General features: G+C 72.8%; 14 protein-coding genes. 6 read left to right on the top strand and 8 right to left on the bottom strand.

Annotated features, from left to right (window positions below; all coding sequences use genetic code 11):
- Positions 1–163: 163 nt before the first annotated feature.
- Entirely contained in the window at positions 164–2,911 is a 2,748-nt protein-coding gene (ppdK, locus tag ACFPZJ_RS01520) for a pyruvate, phosphate dikinase (RefSeq protein WP_381016030.1), read from the top strand.
- Between the two features lie 259 nt (positions 2,912–3,170).
- Positions 3,171–3,617 (top strand): nuclear transport factor 2 family protein, encoded by a 447-nt coding sequence (locus tag ACFPZJ_RS01515; protein WP_381016027.1) that lies wholly within the window; start codon positions 3,171–3,173, stop codon positions 3,615–3,617.
- Positions 3,618–3,647: 30 nt separating this feature from the next.
- Here the strand turns inward: ACFPZJ_RS01515 and ACFPZJ_RS01510 are convergent, their stop codons facing one another.
- Both ACFPZJ_RS01510 and ACFPZJ_RS01505 read right to left on the bottom strand, forming a co-directional pair.
- Entirely contained in the window at positions 3,648–4,157 is a 510-nt protein-coding gene (locus ACFPZJ_RS01510; RefSeq protein WP_381016024.1) for an NUDIX hydrolase, read from the bottom strand.
- A 91-nt stretch (positions 4,158–4,248) separates the two neighbouring features.
- Positions 4,249–4,728 carry an excalibur calcium-binding domain-containing protein gene (locus ACFPZJ_RS01505; protein ID WP_381016022.1) on the bottom strand — a complete coding sequence of 160 codons (480 nt, stop codon included), beginning with the start codon at positions 4,726–4,728 and terminating at the stop codon, positions 4,249–4,251.
- A 515-nt stretch (positions 4,729–5,243) separates the two neighbouring features.
- Between ACFPZJ_RS01505 and ACFPZJ_RS01500 the strand changes: the two genes are divergently transcribed.
- Positions 5,244–6,170 carry an oxidoreductase gene (locus ACFPZJ_RS01500; RefSeq protein ID WP_381016019.1) on the top strand — a complete coding sequence of 309 codons (927 nt, stop codon included), beginning with the start codon at positions 5,244–5,246 and terminating at the stop codon, positions 6,168–6,170.
- Between the two features lies 1 nt (position 6,171).
- Here the strand turns inward: ACFPZJ_RS01500 and ACFPZJ_RS01495 are convergent, their stop codons facing one another.
- The 4 genes from ACFPZJ_RS01495 to ACFPZJ_RS01480 all read right to left on the bottom strand — a co-directional run bounded on the left by ACFPZJ_RS01495 (position 6,172) and on the right by ACFPZJ_RS01480 (position 11,533).
- Positions 6,172–7,116: an SMP-30/gluconolactonase/LRE family protein gene (locus tag ACFPZJ_RS01495; RefSeq protein ID WP_381016016.1), complete on the bottom strand. Its 945-nt coding sequence runs from the start codon at positions 7,114–7,116 to the stop codon at positions 6,172–6,174.
- Between the two features lie 228 nt (positions 7,117–7,344).
- Positions 7,345–7,695, bottom strand: a complete 351-nt coding sequence (nirD, locus tag ACFPZJ_RS01490) for a nitrite reductase small subunit NirD (protein ID WP_381016013.1) — start codon at positions 7,693–7,695, stop codon at positions 7,345–7,347.
- Entirely contained in the window at positions 7,692–10,301 is a 2,610-nt protein-coding gene (gene nirB, locus ACFPZJ_RS01485; protein ID WP_381016011.1) for a nitrite reductase large subunit NirB, read from the bottom strand. The genes nirD and nirB overlap by 4 nt, the downstream gene beginning before the upstream one ends.
- Positions 10,301–11,533: an NAD(P)/FAD-dependent oxidoreductase gene (locus ACFPZJ_RS01480; RefSeq protein ID WP_381016008.1), complete on the bottom strand. Its 1,233-nt coding sequence runs from the start codon at positions 11,531–11,533 to the stop codon at positions 10,301–10,303. The genes nirB and ACFPZJ_RS01480 overlap by 1 nt, the downstream gene beginning before the upstream one ends.
- A 252-nt stretch (positions 11,534–11,785) precedes the next feature.
- Here ACFPZJ_RS01480 and ACFPZJ_RS01475 point away from each other — a divergent pair, with 252 nt between their 5' ends.
- Positions 11,786–12,568, top strand: coding sequence for a sulfite exporter TauE/SafE family protein (locus ACFPZJ_RS01475; RefSeq protein WP_381016005.1), 783 nt, complete (start codon positions 11,786–11,788; stop codon positions 12,566–12,568).
- A gap of 27 nt (positions 12,569–12,595) precedes the next feature.
- The gene (locus ACFPZJ_RS01470; protein ID WP_381016003.1) at positions 12,596–13,537 is read left to right on the top strand and encodes a hypothetical protein; all 942 of its coding nucleotides are present in this window, start codon (positions 12,596–12,598) and stop codon (positions 13,535–13,537) included.
- Here ACFPZJ_RS01470 and ACFPZJ_RS01465 read toward each other — a convergent pair.
- Positions 13,524–14,444 carry an NAD(P)-dependent oxidoreductase gene (locus tag ACFPZJ_RS01465; protein ID WP_381016002.1) on the bottom strand — a complete coding sequence of 307 codons (921 nt, stop codon included), beginning with the start codon at positions 14,442–14,444 and terminating at the stop codon, positions 13,524–13,526. The two genes, ACFPZJ_RS01470 and ACFPZJ_RS01465, sit on opposite strands and share 14 nt — an antisense overlap.
- 106 nt (positions 14,445–14,550) lie before the next feature.
- Between ACFPZJ_RS01465 and ACFPZJ_RS01460 the strand changes: the two genes are divergently transcribed.
- Complete coding sequence (locus ACFPZJ_RS01460; protein ID WP_381015999.1) at positions 14,551–14,964, top strand: winged helix-turn-helix transcriptional regulator; 414 nt, start codon at positions 14,551–14,553, stop codon at positions 14,962–14,964.
- On the opposite strand, the gene ACFPZJ_RS01455 is transcribed toward ACFPZJ_RS01460, so the two are convergent.
- Positions 14,902–15,540, bottom strand: coding sequence for a class F sortase (locus tag ACFPZJ_RS01455; protein ID WP_381015998.1), 639 nt, complete (start codon positions 15,538–15,540; stop codon positions 14,902–14,904). The genes ACFPZJ_RS01460 and ACFPZJ_RS01455 overlap by 63 nt on opposite strands.
- Positions 15,541–15,544 lie beyond the last annotated feature (4 nt).

Genomic DNA, 15,544 nt, shown 5'->3' with positions numbered 1-15,544 from the left:
AAAACATCCGGCCGTCGCCGCTTGCCAAGCCTTGACTTTCGATCCGGTGGCGGAGGAGTGGTTACAGGCGTATGACGCGCAAGTGGACGTACCCAGACGCCTTTGATCTGGGTATGTTCCTCGCCGTCAGGGCAGCCACCGCGTCCTCGAGGAGTCGAGACCCGTGTCGGAAAACAAAGATCCCCAGGTAGCTGAGCACGGTAAGAGCGTTGAGGGCGTGAAGTTCGTTTACGACTTCACCGAGGGCAACAAGGACCTCAAGGACCTCCTCGGCGGCAAGGGCGCGAACCTCGCCGAGATGACGAACCTCGGCCTTCCCGTCCCGCCCGGCTTCACCATCACCACCGAGGCCTGCAAGGTCTACCTGGAGAGCGGCGAGGAACCGGCGGCACTGCGTGACGAGGTGAGTGCGCACCTCGAGGCGCTCGAGGCCCGCATGGGCAAGAAGCTCGGCCAGACCGACGACCCTCTGCTGGTCTCCGTCCGCTCCGGCGCCAAGTTCTCCATGCCGGGCATGATGGACACCGTCCTCAACATCGGCCTCTCCGACAAGTCGGTGCAGGGCCTGGCGAAGCAGGCCGGCGACGAGCGGTTCGCCTGGGACTCCTACCGCCGCCTCATCCAGATGTTCGGCAAGACCGTCCTCGGCGTCGACGGCGAGCTCTTCGAGGACGCGCTGGACAAGGCCAAGGAGACCAAGAAGGTCACGGTCGACACCGAGCTGGCGGCCGCCGACCTGAAAAAGCTGGTCGCCACCTTCAAGAAGATCGTCAAGAAGGAGACCGGCCGGGACTTCCCGCAGGACCCGCGCGAGCAGATGGACCTCGCCATCCGCGCGGTCTTCGACTCCTGGAACGGCGACCGCGCCAAGCTCTACCGCCGCCAGGAGCGCATCCCGCACGACCTGGGCACGGCCGTCAACGTCTGCTCCATGGTCTTCGGCAACCTGGGCCCGGACTCCGGCACCGGCGTCGCCTTCACCCGCGACCCCGCCTCCGGCCACCAGGGCGTCTACGGCGACTACCTGCAGAACGCGCAGGGCGAGGACGTGGTCGCGGGCATCCGCAACACCGTCCCGCTCGCCGACCTGGAGCGCATCGACAAGAAGTCGTACGACCAGCTGATGCAGATCATGGAGACGCTGGAGAACCACTACAAGGATCTCTGCGACATCGAGTTCACCATCGAGCGCGGCCGGCTGTGGATGCTCCAGACCCGGGTCGGCAAGCGCACCGCCGGTGCCGCCTTCCGGATCGCCACACAGCTGGTCGACCAGGGCCTCATCGACGAGGCGGAGGCGCTGCAGCGCGTCACCGGCGCGCAGCTCGCGCAGCTGATGTTCCCGCGCTTCGACGAGAGCGCGAAGGTCGAGCAGGTGGCCCGGGGCATCGCGGCCTCCCCGGGTGCCGCGGTCGGCAAGGCGGTCTTCGACTCCTACACCGCCGTGAAGTGGTCGCGCTCCGGTGAGAAGGTCATCCTCATCCGCCGCGAGACCAACCCCGACGACCTGGACGGCATGATCGCGGCCGAGGGCATCCTCACCAGCCGGGGCGGCAAGACCTCCCACGCCGCCGTCGTCGCGCGCGGCATGGGCAAGACCTGTGTCTGCGGTGCCGAGGAGCTGGAGGTCGACACCAAGCGCCGCCGGATGACGGTGCCGGGCGGTCACGTCGTCGAGGAGGGCGACGTCATCTCCATCGACGGCTCCACGGGCAAGGTCTACCTGGGCGAGGTGCCGGTCGTGCCCTCCCCGGTCGTCGAGTACTTCGAGGGCCGCATGCACGCGGGCGCCGAGGACGCCGGCGAACTGGTCGAGGCGGTGCACCGCATCATGGCCTTCGCGGACCGCAAGCGCCGGCTGCGCGTACGGGCCAACGCCGACAACGCCGAGGACGCGCTGCGCGCCCGCCGCTTCGGTGCCCAGGGCATCGGCCTGTGCCGCACCGAGCACATGTTCCTCGGCGACCGGCGTGAGCTGGTGGAGCGGCTGATCCTGGCCGACACGGAGGCCGAGCGCGAGGAGTCCCTGAAGGAGCTGCTCCCGCTGCAGAAGCAGGACTTCGTGGAGCTGTTCGAGGCGATGGACGGCCTCCCCGTCACCATCCGCCTGCTCGACCCGCCGCTGCACGAGTTCCTGCCCGACATCACCGAACTGTCGGTCCGCGTCGCGCTCGCCGAGTCCCGGCAGGAGCCGCACGAGAACGAACTGCGCCTGCTCCAGGCCGTGCACCGCCTGCACGAGCAGAACCCGATGCTGGGCCTGCGCGGTGTGCGCCTCGGCCTGGTCATCCCCGGCCTGTTCACCATGCAGGTCCGGGCAATTGCGGAGGCCGCGGCCGAACGCAAGGGCGCCAAGGGCGACCCGCGCGCCGAGATCATGATCCCGCTCGTCGGCACGGTCCAGGAGCTGGAGATCGTCCGCGAGGAGGCCGACAAGGTCATCGCGGAGGTCCAGGAGGCGACCGGCACCGATCTGAAGCTGGCCATCGGCACGATGATCGAGCTGCCCAGGGCCGCCCTGACCGCCGGTCAGATCGCCGAGGCCGCGGAGTTCTTCTCCTTCGGCACCAACGACCTGACCCAGACGGTGTGGGGCTTCAGCCGCGACGACGTGGAGGCGAGCTTCTTCACGGCGTACCTGGAGAAGGGCATCTTCGGTGTCAGCCCGTTCGAGACGATCGACAAGGACGGCGTCGGCTCCCTGGTGAAGCTGGCCGCGCAGGCCGGCCGTCAGACCCGTCCCGACCTGAAGCTCGGCGTGTGCGGCGAGCACGGCGGCGACCCGGAGTCGGTGCACTTCTTCCACGAGGTCGGCCTCGACTACGTCTCCTGCTCCCCGTTCCGCATCCCGGTGGCCCGTCTGGAGGCCGGCCGGGCGGCGGTCCAGGCGGAGGGCAGCGACCACCGCTGACCGGACCGAGCCCCGGGACCGTCGTCGGTCACGTCCGACCCTCACCGACGCGACGACGGTCGCGGAGCACCAGGAAGGGCGGCACCCGTGCGGGGGTGCCGCCCTTCTTCTCCTCGGCGCCCTGCCGCGCCGCACCGCTCATCCCCCCTCCCCCTCCCCTTACCCCTCGGGTAATCGACCGCTCTCCCCTCCCGCGGCAGGATCGAGCACATCGGCGGGAACGCCCGCCGGGTCCGGCCGCAGCCGCGAGGAGAGCGCCATGTCCGTCACGCCCACCGCCCCCGCCCCCGCCGCGTGTTCCGTCTCCGAGACCACCCGCGCCGTCGTGCGGGAGTTCCTCGCCGCCCGGGTGGCCGGGGACACCGAGCGGCTCGTCACCCTCTTCGCCGACCGGGTCGACTGGCTGCTCGCCGAGAACCCCGTCGTCCCGTGGATCCGCCCGCGCTCCACCGCCGCCGAATGCGCCGCGCAGTTCACGGACCTGATGCGGCACACCGTGCCCGAGGACGCGCGCGCCCGCGTCGACGCCTTCCTGGTCGACGGCGCCGACGCCGTCCTGACGGGGCAGGTGTCGGGGACCGTACGCGCGACGGGGAAGTCCTTCGAGAGCCCGTTCGCGCTGCGCCTCACCGTCGAGAACGGCCGGATCACCCGGCACCACCTCTACGAGGACAGCCTGGCCGTCGCCGCGGCCTGCACCCCGTGAGCCGCGCCCGCCAAGGGCCGGGCGCCGAGGTCAGAGCGGCTGCCCTTCCCGCAGGCAGACGACGGTCCCGGAGCGGGCGGCGGTGTGCAGCGCGAGGAGGGTCGGCGGACGGGACGTCAGGGGGGCCGTCTCCAGCTCGGACAGGCGGAACAGGCCGTGCGCGTCGTGCTCGGCGCTGCGCCTGATGGCCTGTCCGGCCGGCAGCACGCCGCCGTGGAAGTAGAAGTCGATGACCGGGCCCGTCCCGTTCACGTCGGCCCGGTGGTCGTAGCCGAGGAGCCGGGGGTCGTCGTCGAGGACGATGCCGGTCTCCTCGTGCAGTTCCCGGCGTGCGGCGCCGACCGGGTCCTCCCCGTGGTCGAGCATGCCGCCCGGCAGCCCCCAGGTCCCGGCGCCGGGCTGTCCCGCCGCGTACCGCAGCAGCAGGATCCGGTCCTCGGCGTCGAGGAGCAGCACACAGGACGCGACGATGGCCTGCGGGAGCGTCTTGATCCACTCCTCGCGGGGCAGTACGGCGAGTTGGGGGAGGGTGGTGTCCACGCTGTTGTCCTTCCGTCGGCCGGGCAGCCGGGTGCCGGCTGCCCAACCGGAGGAACGGCCGGACGTACGGATGGTCACCCGCGTGATCACGTCAGGTGTCGCAGGCCACCCCGTCGTTGTCGCGGTCCAGGTGGGAGGCGTAGCCGGGCTCGCCGCGGTGGATGGGGGCGGCGCCGGCGGCGCGGACCTCGCTGCAGTTGGCGTAGTAGACGTCCTGGCCGGCCGAGCCGTCACCGCCGGAGCCATCGCCGCCGGAGTCGTCGCCGCCGGCCGTCGCCGGGCGCGCGGTGACCGTTCGCGTGGCCTTGACGGTCTTCGTCGCGGTCACCGTCGGGGCCGGTTCCGGCTCCGACGTCCGCGTCACGGTCGCCGTCGCCGTCACCGTGACCGTCGGTCGGGGATCGGCCGCCGTGGGCTTCGCCCGCGTCGTCGTGGTCTCGCCGCCCGCGCCGATGCCGACACCGATGAAGAGGGCCAGCCCGAGGGCGGGCAGCAGGTACCGCTTGCGGGCCCATCGGGGCGCCGGGCGGGTCGGCTGTGGCACGGGTGGTGCGGTGTACGGGTTGGTCATGTCGCCCCCCAGGCAGACGGTGCGTGAGGGGACGACGCTACGGCCGAGCGGCCCGGGGTGAGAGACGGGTGACCATTCTGTGATGGTCACGTGAATGCGGTCGTGGCTGTGCGCGGAGCGGGCCCCGCACCTCGTGCGACCGAGCTGCCGGGGGTGCCCCGCCGGCTCGAGAAGCACAGACGGGTGCCGTCGGCGGGAGAGCGCAGGCGGCCCGTTCGGGCACCCGGCCCCGGGCTGGTGCCCGGTTCGGGTACGCCCCGGCCGGGGACGGCGCCTCCGTTGGGGACGCCCCCGCCCGGACTGCGGCCCCGTCGGGGGCGCCTGGGCAGCGGACGGCGGTCCGTTCGGGTGGGGGGACGCCCCCGCCCAGGCTGCGCCCCCGTCGGGGATGCGGGGTCACGCCCCACGGACGGGGCCGAGTGGTTCCATCTGGACGCCCGGCCCCTGCCGGACGATTACGCCCGGCGCTCGCCGCTCGTAGGCTGGACCCGGCCGCAGACGAAGGGGGGCCGTCCATGTCCGGCTGGACCGCGCACGACATCCCCGACCAGAGGGGGCGCATCGCCGTCGTCACCGGCGCCAACGGCGGGCTCGGCCACGCCGTGGCGCGGGAGCTGGCCCGCAAGGGGGCCCGGGTCGTGCTCGCGTGCCGGAGCGAGGCGCGGGGCACGGCCGCCGTGGACCGGCTCCGCGCCGACATGCCGGAGGCCGACGTCGAGTTGCGGCTGCTGGACCTCGGGGACCTGGCCTCCGTGCGCTCCTTCGCCGCCGCCTTCCCGTACGAGCGGCTCGATGTGCTCGTCAACAACGCCGGGGTGATGGCGCTGCCGTACGGGACGACGGCGGACGGGTTCGAGACGCAGTTCGGCGTCAACCACCTGGGGCACTTCGCCCTCACCGGGCTGCTGCTGCCCGCGCTGCTCGCCGCGCCCGGGGCCCGGGTCGTGACCGTCTCCAGCCTGATGCACGCGATGGCCGACATCGACCTGCGCGACCTCAACAGCGAGCGCCGCTACCGGCGTTGGGTCGCCTACGGCCGCTCCAAGACCGCGAACCTGCTGTTCACGCACGAGCTGGCGCGCAGGGCGGCCGCGCACGGCGCGGATCTGGTGGCGGCCGCGGCCCACCCCGGGTACGCGGCCACCGACCTCCAGACCGCCGGAGCGCGGGCGGCGGGCCAACGGGCCGTCGAGCGGGTCATGCGGATCGGAAACCGGCTCCTCGCCCAGTCCGCCCGGGCCGGCGCGTTGCCCGTGCTGTACGCCGCGACCGCGCCCGACGTCCGTCCCGACGCCTTCCTCGGCCCGTCCTTCGCGATGTGGCGCGGGGCACCCGGCCCGTCCTGGCGGGCGCCCCGGACCCGTGACGACCGGGCGGCCCGGCTGCTGTGGGCCGCCTCCGAACGGCTGACGGGCGTGACGTACGACGCCCTCAAGGGGTGAGTCAGAGCGGCACCGCAACCGCGTTGAACGTGGTCTTTGGCGTCTGCGGGCTGGTGAAGCGGGCGTTGACGAGGTAGAGACGGTCGCCGAAGCGGGCGGCCGTGGCGGGGACGTCGAACCGCGGGTCGGTGATCGTGCGCCGCAGGGTGGCCGTGGTGACCTCCGCGTCGAGGTCGAACACGGTCACCTTGTTGAGGCGGTTCTGCACGACGTACAGCGTGCGGCCGACGCGGACCAGGCCGTCGCCGTTGACGACGTCGGCCGCGCCCACCAGCGAGATCCTGGTGGCGTGACCGGTCCTGAGGCGCACGTGGTACAGCTCGCCCGGTGTGCTCTTGACGACGATCAGGCCGCGGCCGTCGGGCGTGCCGACGAGGCCGTTGGCGTTGATGACGTCCGGCAGTTGTGTCCAGTCGCCGGTCAGCGGCAACGTCCGTACCTGTCCGCCGCGGCCGCGCGGTACGCCGTACAGCACCGCGTCCCACGAGTCGGTGAACCAGGCGCGGTCGCCGAGCAGGACGACGTCGTTGACGAAGTGGCCGGTCGGGGCGGTGAGTCGGTGGGTGGTGAGGAGCCTGCCGGTGCGGGAGTCGATGACGCGGGTGGTGCCGCCTCCGCCCCCGGCGACGTACAGCAGGCCGTCGCGGTCCAGCTTCAGTCCGATGGACGTCAGGCCCGGGGCTCCCGCGTGGAGGATCCGGCCCTCCCCGGTGCGCAGGTCGGTGCGGTAGACGGCGCCGTCGGCGCGGGAGCCGAGGTAGGCGTACGGCTCGGCGCCGATGGTGATGCCCTCGGGGAGCCAGCCGTCCGGGAGCGGGAACCCGGTCGGCCAGGCGGGCCGTGAGCCGGCCTGTGCCGGGCCGGCTCCGGCTGCCACGGTGAGCGCGGCGACGGCGGCTGTGCCGAGGACGGCGCGTCGGGACGGCTGGGGATGGTTCCGAGTCATGGTTCGGCCTCCGTGGCGGGTGGGGTACCCCTCGATGAAACGCGAACCACTCGGAGCGCAGGGCCGGACACGGCGAACTCGACAGGAACTCGACAGCGATGGCCGACGGGAGCCGCCGCCGGGAAGCCCGACGGGCCGCCCGGCACGGGACCAGACGGTGGAGCCGCCGTCCCCCGCACCCCGGCCGAGCGGCACCTCGTCGCGCATGCGCGCGGTCGGGAAACCGACCTACGAGGCCCGTACCTCGTACGTGGCCACCCGCACCGCCTCGTCGTCCAGGCACTGCCCCGACTCCAGGTCGAAGCGCTGCTTGAGCAGCGGCGAGGCCACGAACGGGCGGCCCTGGTGGGTGCCGGTCAGGCCGCGGGAGAGGACCGCCGCGCCGGTGAACGGGTCGCGGTTGTCGATGGCGTACAGGCGGCCGTTCCGGTCGCGGAAGAGTGCCACCTGGCGGCCGTCGGGCAGCAGGGCCGCCACGCCGCGGCCCGGGAGCAGCGCGCTCAGGTCGCAGACCGCGAACCAGCCGTCGGCCAGCTGCAGTTCGACCTTCAGGCCGGTGGTCTCGAGAGCCAGGGTCATCGCTGGGCGCTTCCTTCCAGGACGTCTTCGGCAGGTCGCATGCCGATGGACAGCAGCGGCAGGTCGGGCTTGATCTGGTCGCGCTCGGGCACGAAGGAGACGACCGGGTCCGGGGTGTCGGGCGCGTTCACGAAGGACACGAACCGGGCGAGCTTCTCCGGGTCGTTGATGGTCTCGGCCCACTCGTCGCGGTAGTGCGCGACATGGGCCGCCATCAGCTGCTCCAGCTCCTCGCAGATGCCGAGCGAGTCGTCCACCACCACGTCCCGTACGTGCTCCAGGCCGCCCGGGATCCGCTCCAGCCAGGTGGAGGTGCGCTCCAGACGGTCGGCGGTGCGGATGTAGAACATCAGGAACCGGTCGATCAGCCGGATCAGTTCGGCGTCCGAAAGGTCCTGCGCGAGCAGGTCCGCGTGGCGCGGGGTCGCGCCGCCGTTGCCGCCGACGTACAGGTTCCAGCCGTTGGCGGTGGCGATCACGCCGAAGTCCTTCGACTGGGCCTCCGCGCACTCGCGCTGGCAGCCGGAGACGGCCGACTTCAGCTTGTGCGGCGAGCGCAGGCCCCGGTAGCGCAGCTCCAGGTCGATCGCCATGCGGACGGAGTCCTGGACGCCGTAGCGGCACCAGGTCTGCCCGACGCAGGACTTCACCGTGCGCAGCGCCTTGCCGTAGGCGTGGCCGGACTCGAAGCCGGCGTCCACCAGCCGGGCCCAGATCAGCGGCAGCTGCTCGACGCGGGCGCCGAACATGTCGATCCGCTGACCACCGGTGATCTTGGTGTAGAGGCCGAAGTCGCGGGCGATCTCGCCGATCACGATCAGCTTCTCCGGCGCGATCTCACCGCCGGGGATGCGGGGCACGACCGAGTACGAGCCGTTCTTCTGCAGGTTGGCCAGGAAGTGGTCGTTGGTGTCCTGCAGGGCGGCCTGCTCGCCGTCCAGGACGTAGCCGCTCGCGCCGATCGTCGGGGCGAGGGAGGCGATGATCGAGCCGACCGTCGGCTTGCAGATCTCGCAGCCGTCGCCGCCCCGGGCCTCCTCGCGGCCGTAGCGGTCCAGCAGGTCCTGGTAGGTGTTGATGCGCAGGGCGAGGACGATCTCGTACAGCTCCTCACGGGTCTGCGAGAAGCAGGCGCACAGGCCCTTGTCGACCTCGATGCCGCCGGCCTCCAGCTCGGCGTTGACGAGCTGGCCGAGGACCTTGACGCAACTGCCGCAGCCCGTACCGGCCTTGGTGCACTTCTTGACCTCGGGCACGGTGGTGCACTGGTGGTCGGTGACCGCGCCGCGGATCGTGCCCTTGGAGACGTTGTGGCAGGAGCAGATGATCGCCTCGTCCGGCAGCGCGGCCGGGCCGAGCTGGGCGGACTCCCCGGCGCCTGCGGGCAGCACGAGGGACTCGGGCTTCACCGGCGGGACCGAGCCGGTGAAGGCCTTCAGCGTGCCGTACGCGTCCGCGTCGCCGACCAGGATGCCGCCGAGCAGCGTGCCGTCGCGGCCGATGACCAGCTTCTTGTACAGGCCCGCGCGGGAGTCGGAGTAGACGACGTCCAGGCAGTCCTCGGTGGTGCCGTGCGCGTCGCCGAAGGACGCCACGTCCACGCCGAGCAGTTTCAGCTTGGTGGACAGGTCGGCACCCGTGAAGGACGCCTCGTCGGCGGCGATCGTCGCGGCGGCCGTCTCGGCCTGCTCGTAACCGGGCGCGACCAGGCCGTACACCCGGCCGTCGGCGGCCAGCGCGCACTCACCGATCGCGAAGACGTGCGGGTCGTCCACCGTGCGGCACTGCTCGTCGACGCTGATGCCGCCGCGCTCGCCGACCGTCAGGCCGCAGTCGCGGGCCAGCTGGTCGCGGGGGCGGACACCGGCGGAGAAGATCACCATGTCGGTGGCCAGTTCGGAACCGTCGGACAGCTTCATGCCGGTGACGGCGCCTTCGGCGTCCGTCACGATCTCCTGCGTCCCCACACCGGTGTGGACGCTCAGACCCATGTCCTCGATGGTGCGCAGCAGCGCGGCGCCGCCGCCCTCGTCGACCTGCACCGGCATCAGGCGCGGCGCGAACTCCACGATGTGCGTCTCGACGCCCAGGCCCTTGAGCGCGCCCGCGGCCTCCAGACCGAGCAGACCGCCGCCGACGACGGCTCCCGTCGACGCCCTGGTCTTCGCGTACGCCTCGATGGCGAGGAGGTCCTCGATCGTGCGGTACACGAAACAGCCGGTGGCGTCCTTGTTCGGCACCGGCGGCACGAACGGGTAGGAGCCGGTGGCCAGCACGAGGACGTCGTAGTCGACGACCAGACCGGAACGGGCGGTCACCTTCCTCGCCGCACGGTCGATGGTCTCCGCCGGGTCGCCGACGTACAGCTCGATGCCGTGGTCCTTGATGAACTCCATGTCCGTCATGGACAGGTCCTCGGGCGACTTGCCCGAGAAGTACGAGGTGAGCTGGACGCGGTCGTACGCGGGACGCGGCTCCTCGCACAGCACGACCACGCGGTGCGTGGCGGTCAGGCCGCGCTCGGCCAGCGCTTCGAGGAAGCGCTGGCCGACCATGCCGTGGCCGACGAGCACGATCGTGGGGTTCGTCCCCGGGGTGGCCGTCATCAGGAGCCTCCATCGTTGGTGAGCAGGTGGAGCAGGGGGCCGTTGTCGGGGAGCGGCTCTGCTCCCTCCCAGGCGCGCGCGAGCGCGCCGACGGTGCCGAGTTCGCCGACGAGAACCCCGCCGACCAGGCGGTCGTCGCGGACGACGACCTTGCGGTAGGTGCCGCGGGTGGCGTCGGTGAGCTGGACGACGTCGTCGCCCGGGCGTGCCTCCGTCTCGCCGAACGCGGCGAGGTCGAAGGGGCTGTCGTCCCCCGTGAGCGTCAGCCGGGTCAGGGACCGGGTGCCGGTGTAGCGGGCCGCCGGGCTCGCGGCGTCCCCCGCCAGCAACTCGGCCAGCGCGTCCGCCTGTTCGAGGGCCGGGGTGGCGAGCCCGTACACCGTGCCGGCGTGCTGGGCGCAGTCGCCGACGGCGTGGATGTGCGGGTCGGAGGTGCGCAGCTCGTCGTCGACGACGATGCCCTTGCGGACCTCCAGGCCCGCGCTCTGCGCGAGGCCGACGCGCGGGTGGACCCCGCACGCCAGGACCACGAGCTCGGCGTCGAGGGCGTACCCGTCGGCCATCTCCACCGAGCGGACCGCGCCACCGACGCAGCGCACGTCGCGCACCCGGCACTCGGTGTGGACCTCGACGCCCAGGTCGGCCAGGTGCCGCTTGACCAGTTTCGAGGCGGCCGGGTCGAGCTGGCGCTCCATGAGCCGCTCGGCCTGCTGGGCGAGGACGACCTGCGCGCCGCGCAGCGCCAGCGCCCGGGCCGCGGAGACCCCGAGGAGCCCGCCGCCGATGACGACGGCCTTCACGCCCGGCCGGACCGCCTTGGACAGGCCCAGGCAGTCGTCCATGGTGCGGAAGGCGTGCACCCCTTCGGGCAGCGCGTGCTGCTCGCCGCTCCCGGTGAACAGCCCGCGCAGCGGCGGCAGCACCGGGTTGGAGCCGGTCGCCAGGACGAGCCTGTCGTACGCGATCACCGAACCGTCCTCGCACCGCACGGTGCGCGCGCCCCGGTCGATGCCCGTGACCCGCCCGCGGGTCAGCTCCGCGGGTGCCGGCAGGGCGATCACCTCGGGGCTGTAACGTCCGGCCAGCACCTCGGCGAGCAGCACCCGGTTGTACGGGCGGTGCTCCTCCTCGCCGATCAGCGTCACGGGCGTGCCGAGCTCACCGAGCCGCCGGGCGAGACGTACGCCCGCGAGGCCGGTGCCGATCACCACCACACGCTCATTCGAGGTCATGCCCTTGAGCGTGCGGTGCCGGTGTTTCCCGGCAGCATCACGTCTGTTTCCCGCGCGGAACGCTGCCCTCAGCGGGAGCGGGGGATGGGTGTGAGGGTTCGGAGGGCGCGGCGCGGCGTGGTGTGAGGCGCGGTGGGAGAGGGCCGTCCCGGTCCGAGTTCCGTGCGGGCGGCATCGTCTACGACCGGAGGAACCTCAGACGACGCTCAATTCGATGGACTGCGCAACCATCCCGTCCTTAGGGTCGCGATCGTGCCCGACATCTCCCTGACCATGGTCGCCCTGCTGTGCCTCGCGGCCCTCGCCGCCGGCTGGATCGACGCCGTGGTCGGCGGCGGCGGGCTGCTGCTGCTCCCCGTGCTCCTGCTCGGCCTGCCCGCCGGTACCCCCGCCGCGCACGCGCTCGGCACGAACAAGGCCGTCGCCATCGTCGGCACGACCGGCGCCGCCGTGACGTACGCCCGCAAGGCACCGGTGGACGTCGGGACGGCGGTACGGAGCGGGCTGGCCGCCCTGGCCGGATCGTCCGCCGGGGCCTTCTTCGCGGCCGGCATGAGCACGGACGTGCTCAAGCCGGTGATCATGGTGGTGCTGCTGGGCGTGGCCGCCTTCGTGATCCTGCGCCCCGCCTTCGGCACGGCCCCCGCCACCGGCCCCGCCACCCGCCGCCAGATCCTCGCGGCGATCGGCCTGGCCGGTCTGGGCATCGGCTTCTACGACGGGTTCATCGGCCCCGGCACCGGCACCTTCCTGGTCCTGGCGCTCACCGCCCTCCTCCACCTGGACCTGGTGACCGCCTCCGCCACCGCGAAAATCGTCAACTGCTGCACCAACGCGGGAGCCCTCGCGATGTTCGCCTGGCAGGGCGCCGTGCTGTGGCAACTGGCCGCGCTCATGGCCGCCTTCAACCTGGCGGGGGGCATGCTGGGCGCCCGCACGGCCCTGAAGAAGGGCAGCCGCTTCGTACGGATCGTGCTGCTGACGGTCGTCTTCGCCCTGGTGGCGAACCTGGCGTACGAGCAGTGGCTGGCCTGACCTCCTGAACGTCCCGGCTGACGGGGGGTGAGCGGGCGGTGCGGCCGCAAGGTGTGGGAGCGCGACATCAGCGGCGTCACCCTCTTCTACGGCCAGGGCGGCGACGGGCTCCTGACCGCCGACGCGGGCGTGGCCGTGGCCCTGGGCGAGTCGGTAATCCGCGGGTACGGCCTCGCCGACGGCGCGGTGCGCTGGACCGTGAAGGTCACCGATCCCGAGGACGCGCGCGGCGACGACGCCGAGTGCGCGCCCGAGGTGGCCTCCGCGACCGGCGGTACGACCCGGGTCGTCGTCACCTGCGGCGGCTACACCGAGTTCCGCTCGGCGTGGCTCGTCACCCTGGACAACGCCACGGGCAAGGAGCTGAACCGCCGTGCGCTGCCGGTGGAGAGCGCCCTGAGCGAGGCCCTGGTGATCTCCGCCGACCCGTTCACCCTCCTGGTGCGGGAGCGTGACGAGCGCGGTGTCGCCGCCGCGCTGTCCTACGGCGGCCCGAACGAGGCGGACGCGGAGCCGGTGACGATCCCCCTCACCGCCGACGAGGAGGACCTGGCCGTCGTCACCGAGACCACGGACGTCCTCTCCGCGCGCCCGGCCCTGCGGGCGGTGGTCAGCGGCAGCACTCTCGTCGTCGCCGCCGCCGAGCCGGGCGCCGACCGGGTCGAGCGGGTCTCGGGTTACTCGCTCGCCGACGGACGGCGCCGCTGGCACGCCGACCTGGGGACGACGGTCGTCGCCCTGGCACCGGCCGGCCGCGACCGGGTGGCCGTCCTGGGAGACAACCAGCGCCTGTGGACCTTCGCCGCCGGTGACGGCGCCCGGATCGGCGAGGAGGACGGGACCACGCTGCGCGAGGTCAGGTGGAAGGTCTACAGCGCGGCGCAGCTCCTCAAGGTGGGTGACCGCTGGATCGTCGTCAACGCCAACGGCGACGCGTACCCGCCCGCGCTCGCGGTCAGCCCGAGGTAGCTTCCGCGGAGCCCGCGGGAGCGGTCCGCGCCAGCAGGTCGATCACCCCCGTGCCGTCCTCGTCGCCGTGCCCGGCGGCGAGGTCGCGCGCCATCAGGTCCAGGTACGGCCGCAGCAGCTCGGTGCTCACGCCCTGTTCCTCGGCCGTCCGCAGCAGTGTGGGGATGCCCGCGACCTGCATCTCCAGGTTGGAGACCACGCCGCTGGTGTAGTCGCCGCTCTCCAGGTGCTCGGCGGTCCGGTGGACGGCGGGGGCCATCGCGGTGAGCCAGGACACCAGCAGCGGCGCGAAGTCCTTCGGGGCGATCTCCTCCCGGCGGATCAGCGCGAAGGCGTGCGCCACGCCCGCGAACATGCCGTTCATCGCGCTCAGCAGCGCCACGTCGTGCAGCGCCGCGAAGCCCGGGTCCGCACCGACGTAACGGGCGCCGGTCGGGGCGGTGAGGGTGTCCCGGTGCTCCTCGAACAGGGCACCGGAGCCGCTGCAGAAGACGTATCCGCCGGAGTCCGGAACACCGATCATCGGCGGGACGGCCATGATGCCGCCGTCCAGGTAGCGGGCGCCGCGCGCCTCGGCCCGGGCTGCGCGGGCACGGCTCTGTGCGGGCGTGCTCGTGGTGAGGTTCACCAGGTCCCGCCCGGTCAGGTCGGCCCCGTCCAGGGACTCGCCGACGGAGGCGTCGTCGAGCAGGCAGGCGATCACGAGCCGGTTCGCGGCCACCGCCTCGGCGGCGGTGCGGACGCGAGTCGCGCCCTCGGCGGCGAGGGCCTCGGCGCGGGCGGGGGTGCGGTTCCAGACGGTCACCGGGTGCCCGGCGGCGAGCCAGGCGCGGGCGAGCGCGGTGCCCATGGCACCGGCGCCGAGCAGGGTGAGCGGGGTACGGGGAGCAAGGGGCTTGTCGGTCATGGCGTTTAGGCTCGTCCCAGGGAACGGCCTGCTCAAGTACGCACTTCGGAGTGGGTGGTTACCTCCGGGGAAGGGTGCAGGCAGCGGACAGGGGGAGGGGCCGGACATGGTGACCGGACGGCGGCCGGGCGCGTACGTGTGCGGGATCGACGCGGCGATGGACGTGATCGGCGGCAAGTGGAAGGTGCTGATCCTGTGGGCGCTGCACGAGCGGCCGTGCCGCTTCGGCGAGCTGCGCCGGGAGTTGCCCGGGGTCACCGAGAAGGTGCTCGCCGCTCAGCTGCGCGAACTGGAGGCCGACGGCATCGTGCACCGGGAGGCGTACGACGAGGTGCCGCCCCGCGTCGAGTACTCCCTGACGCCCCGGGGCGTCACCCTCAACGAGGCGCTGGCGCCGCTCGGCGCGTGGGGCCGGGAGAACGTCCTGGGCAGCGCGTACCGAGCGGCGGAGCAGGGCTCAGCGGCTGCCGGTCAGGTGCGCGAAGACGACGATGTTCCCCTGGTAGCCCGTGGCACGTGAGTAGCCGCCGCCGCAGGTGATGACCCGCAGCTCGGGCCTCCGGGCCGCCCCGTACACCTTCGCGTCGGGGAAATCCTCGGCGTCGTAGACCTCGACGGCGTCCACGGTGAACACGGCGACGCCGCCGTCGCGCCGGTCCACCTCGACGGTGCTGCCCTTCTTCAGGGCGCCCAGGCGGTAGAAGACGGCCGGGCCGTCGGCGTTGTCGACATGACCGGCGACGATGGCGGTGCCCGTCTCGCCCGGGGTGGTGCCGGCCGCGTACCAGCCGGCGAGGTCGGGCCGGTCGGCGGGCGGCACGTCCAGGCTGCCGGTGGGGGTCAGGCCGAGGCCGACCAGCGGGGCGTCCACCCTGATCGCGGGGATCCGGATGCGGTCGGGCGGGGAGGGCGGCAGCGGTGGCGCGGCGGGCCGCCGGCCGTCCTGCCAGGTACGCGCCTGCGCGGCGGACGGCTGCGGCGGGGCGTGCGTGCGCGTGCCGCCCAGCACCAGCCACGTACCGGCGCACAGGGCGAGCACGGTGACGGCCGCTATCGCGGCGTCGGCCGCGGTGCCGGACCTGCTGAACCCGCGCATGACG

Source organism: Streptomyces bullii, assembly GCF_042657145.1.
In the GTDB taxonomy this organism is placed as follows: domain Bacteria; phylum Actinomycetota; class Actinomycetes; order Streptomycetales; family Streptomycetaceae; genus Streptomyces; species Streptomyces bullii.
This window is presented reverse-complemented; position numbering and strand designations above follow the sequence as displayed.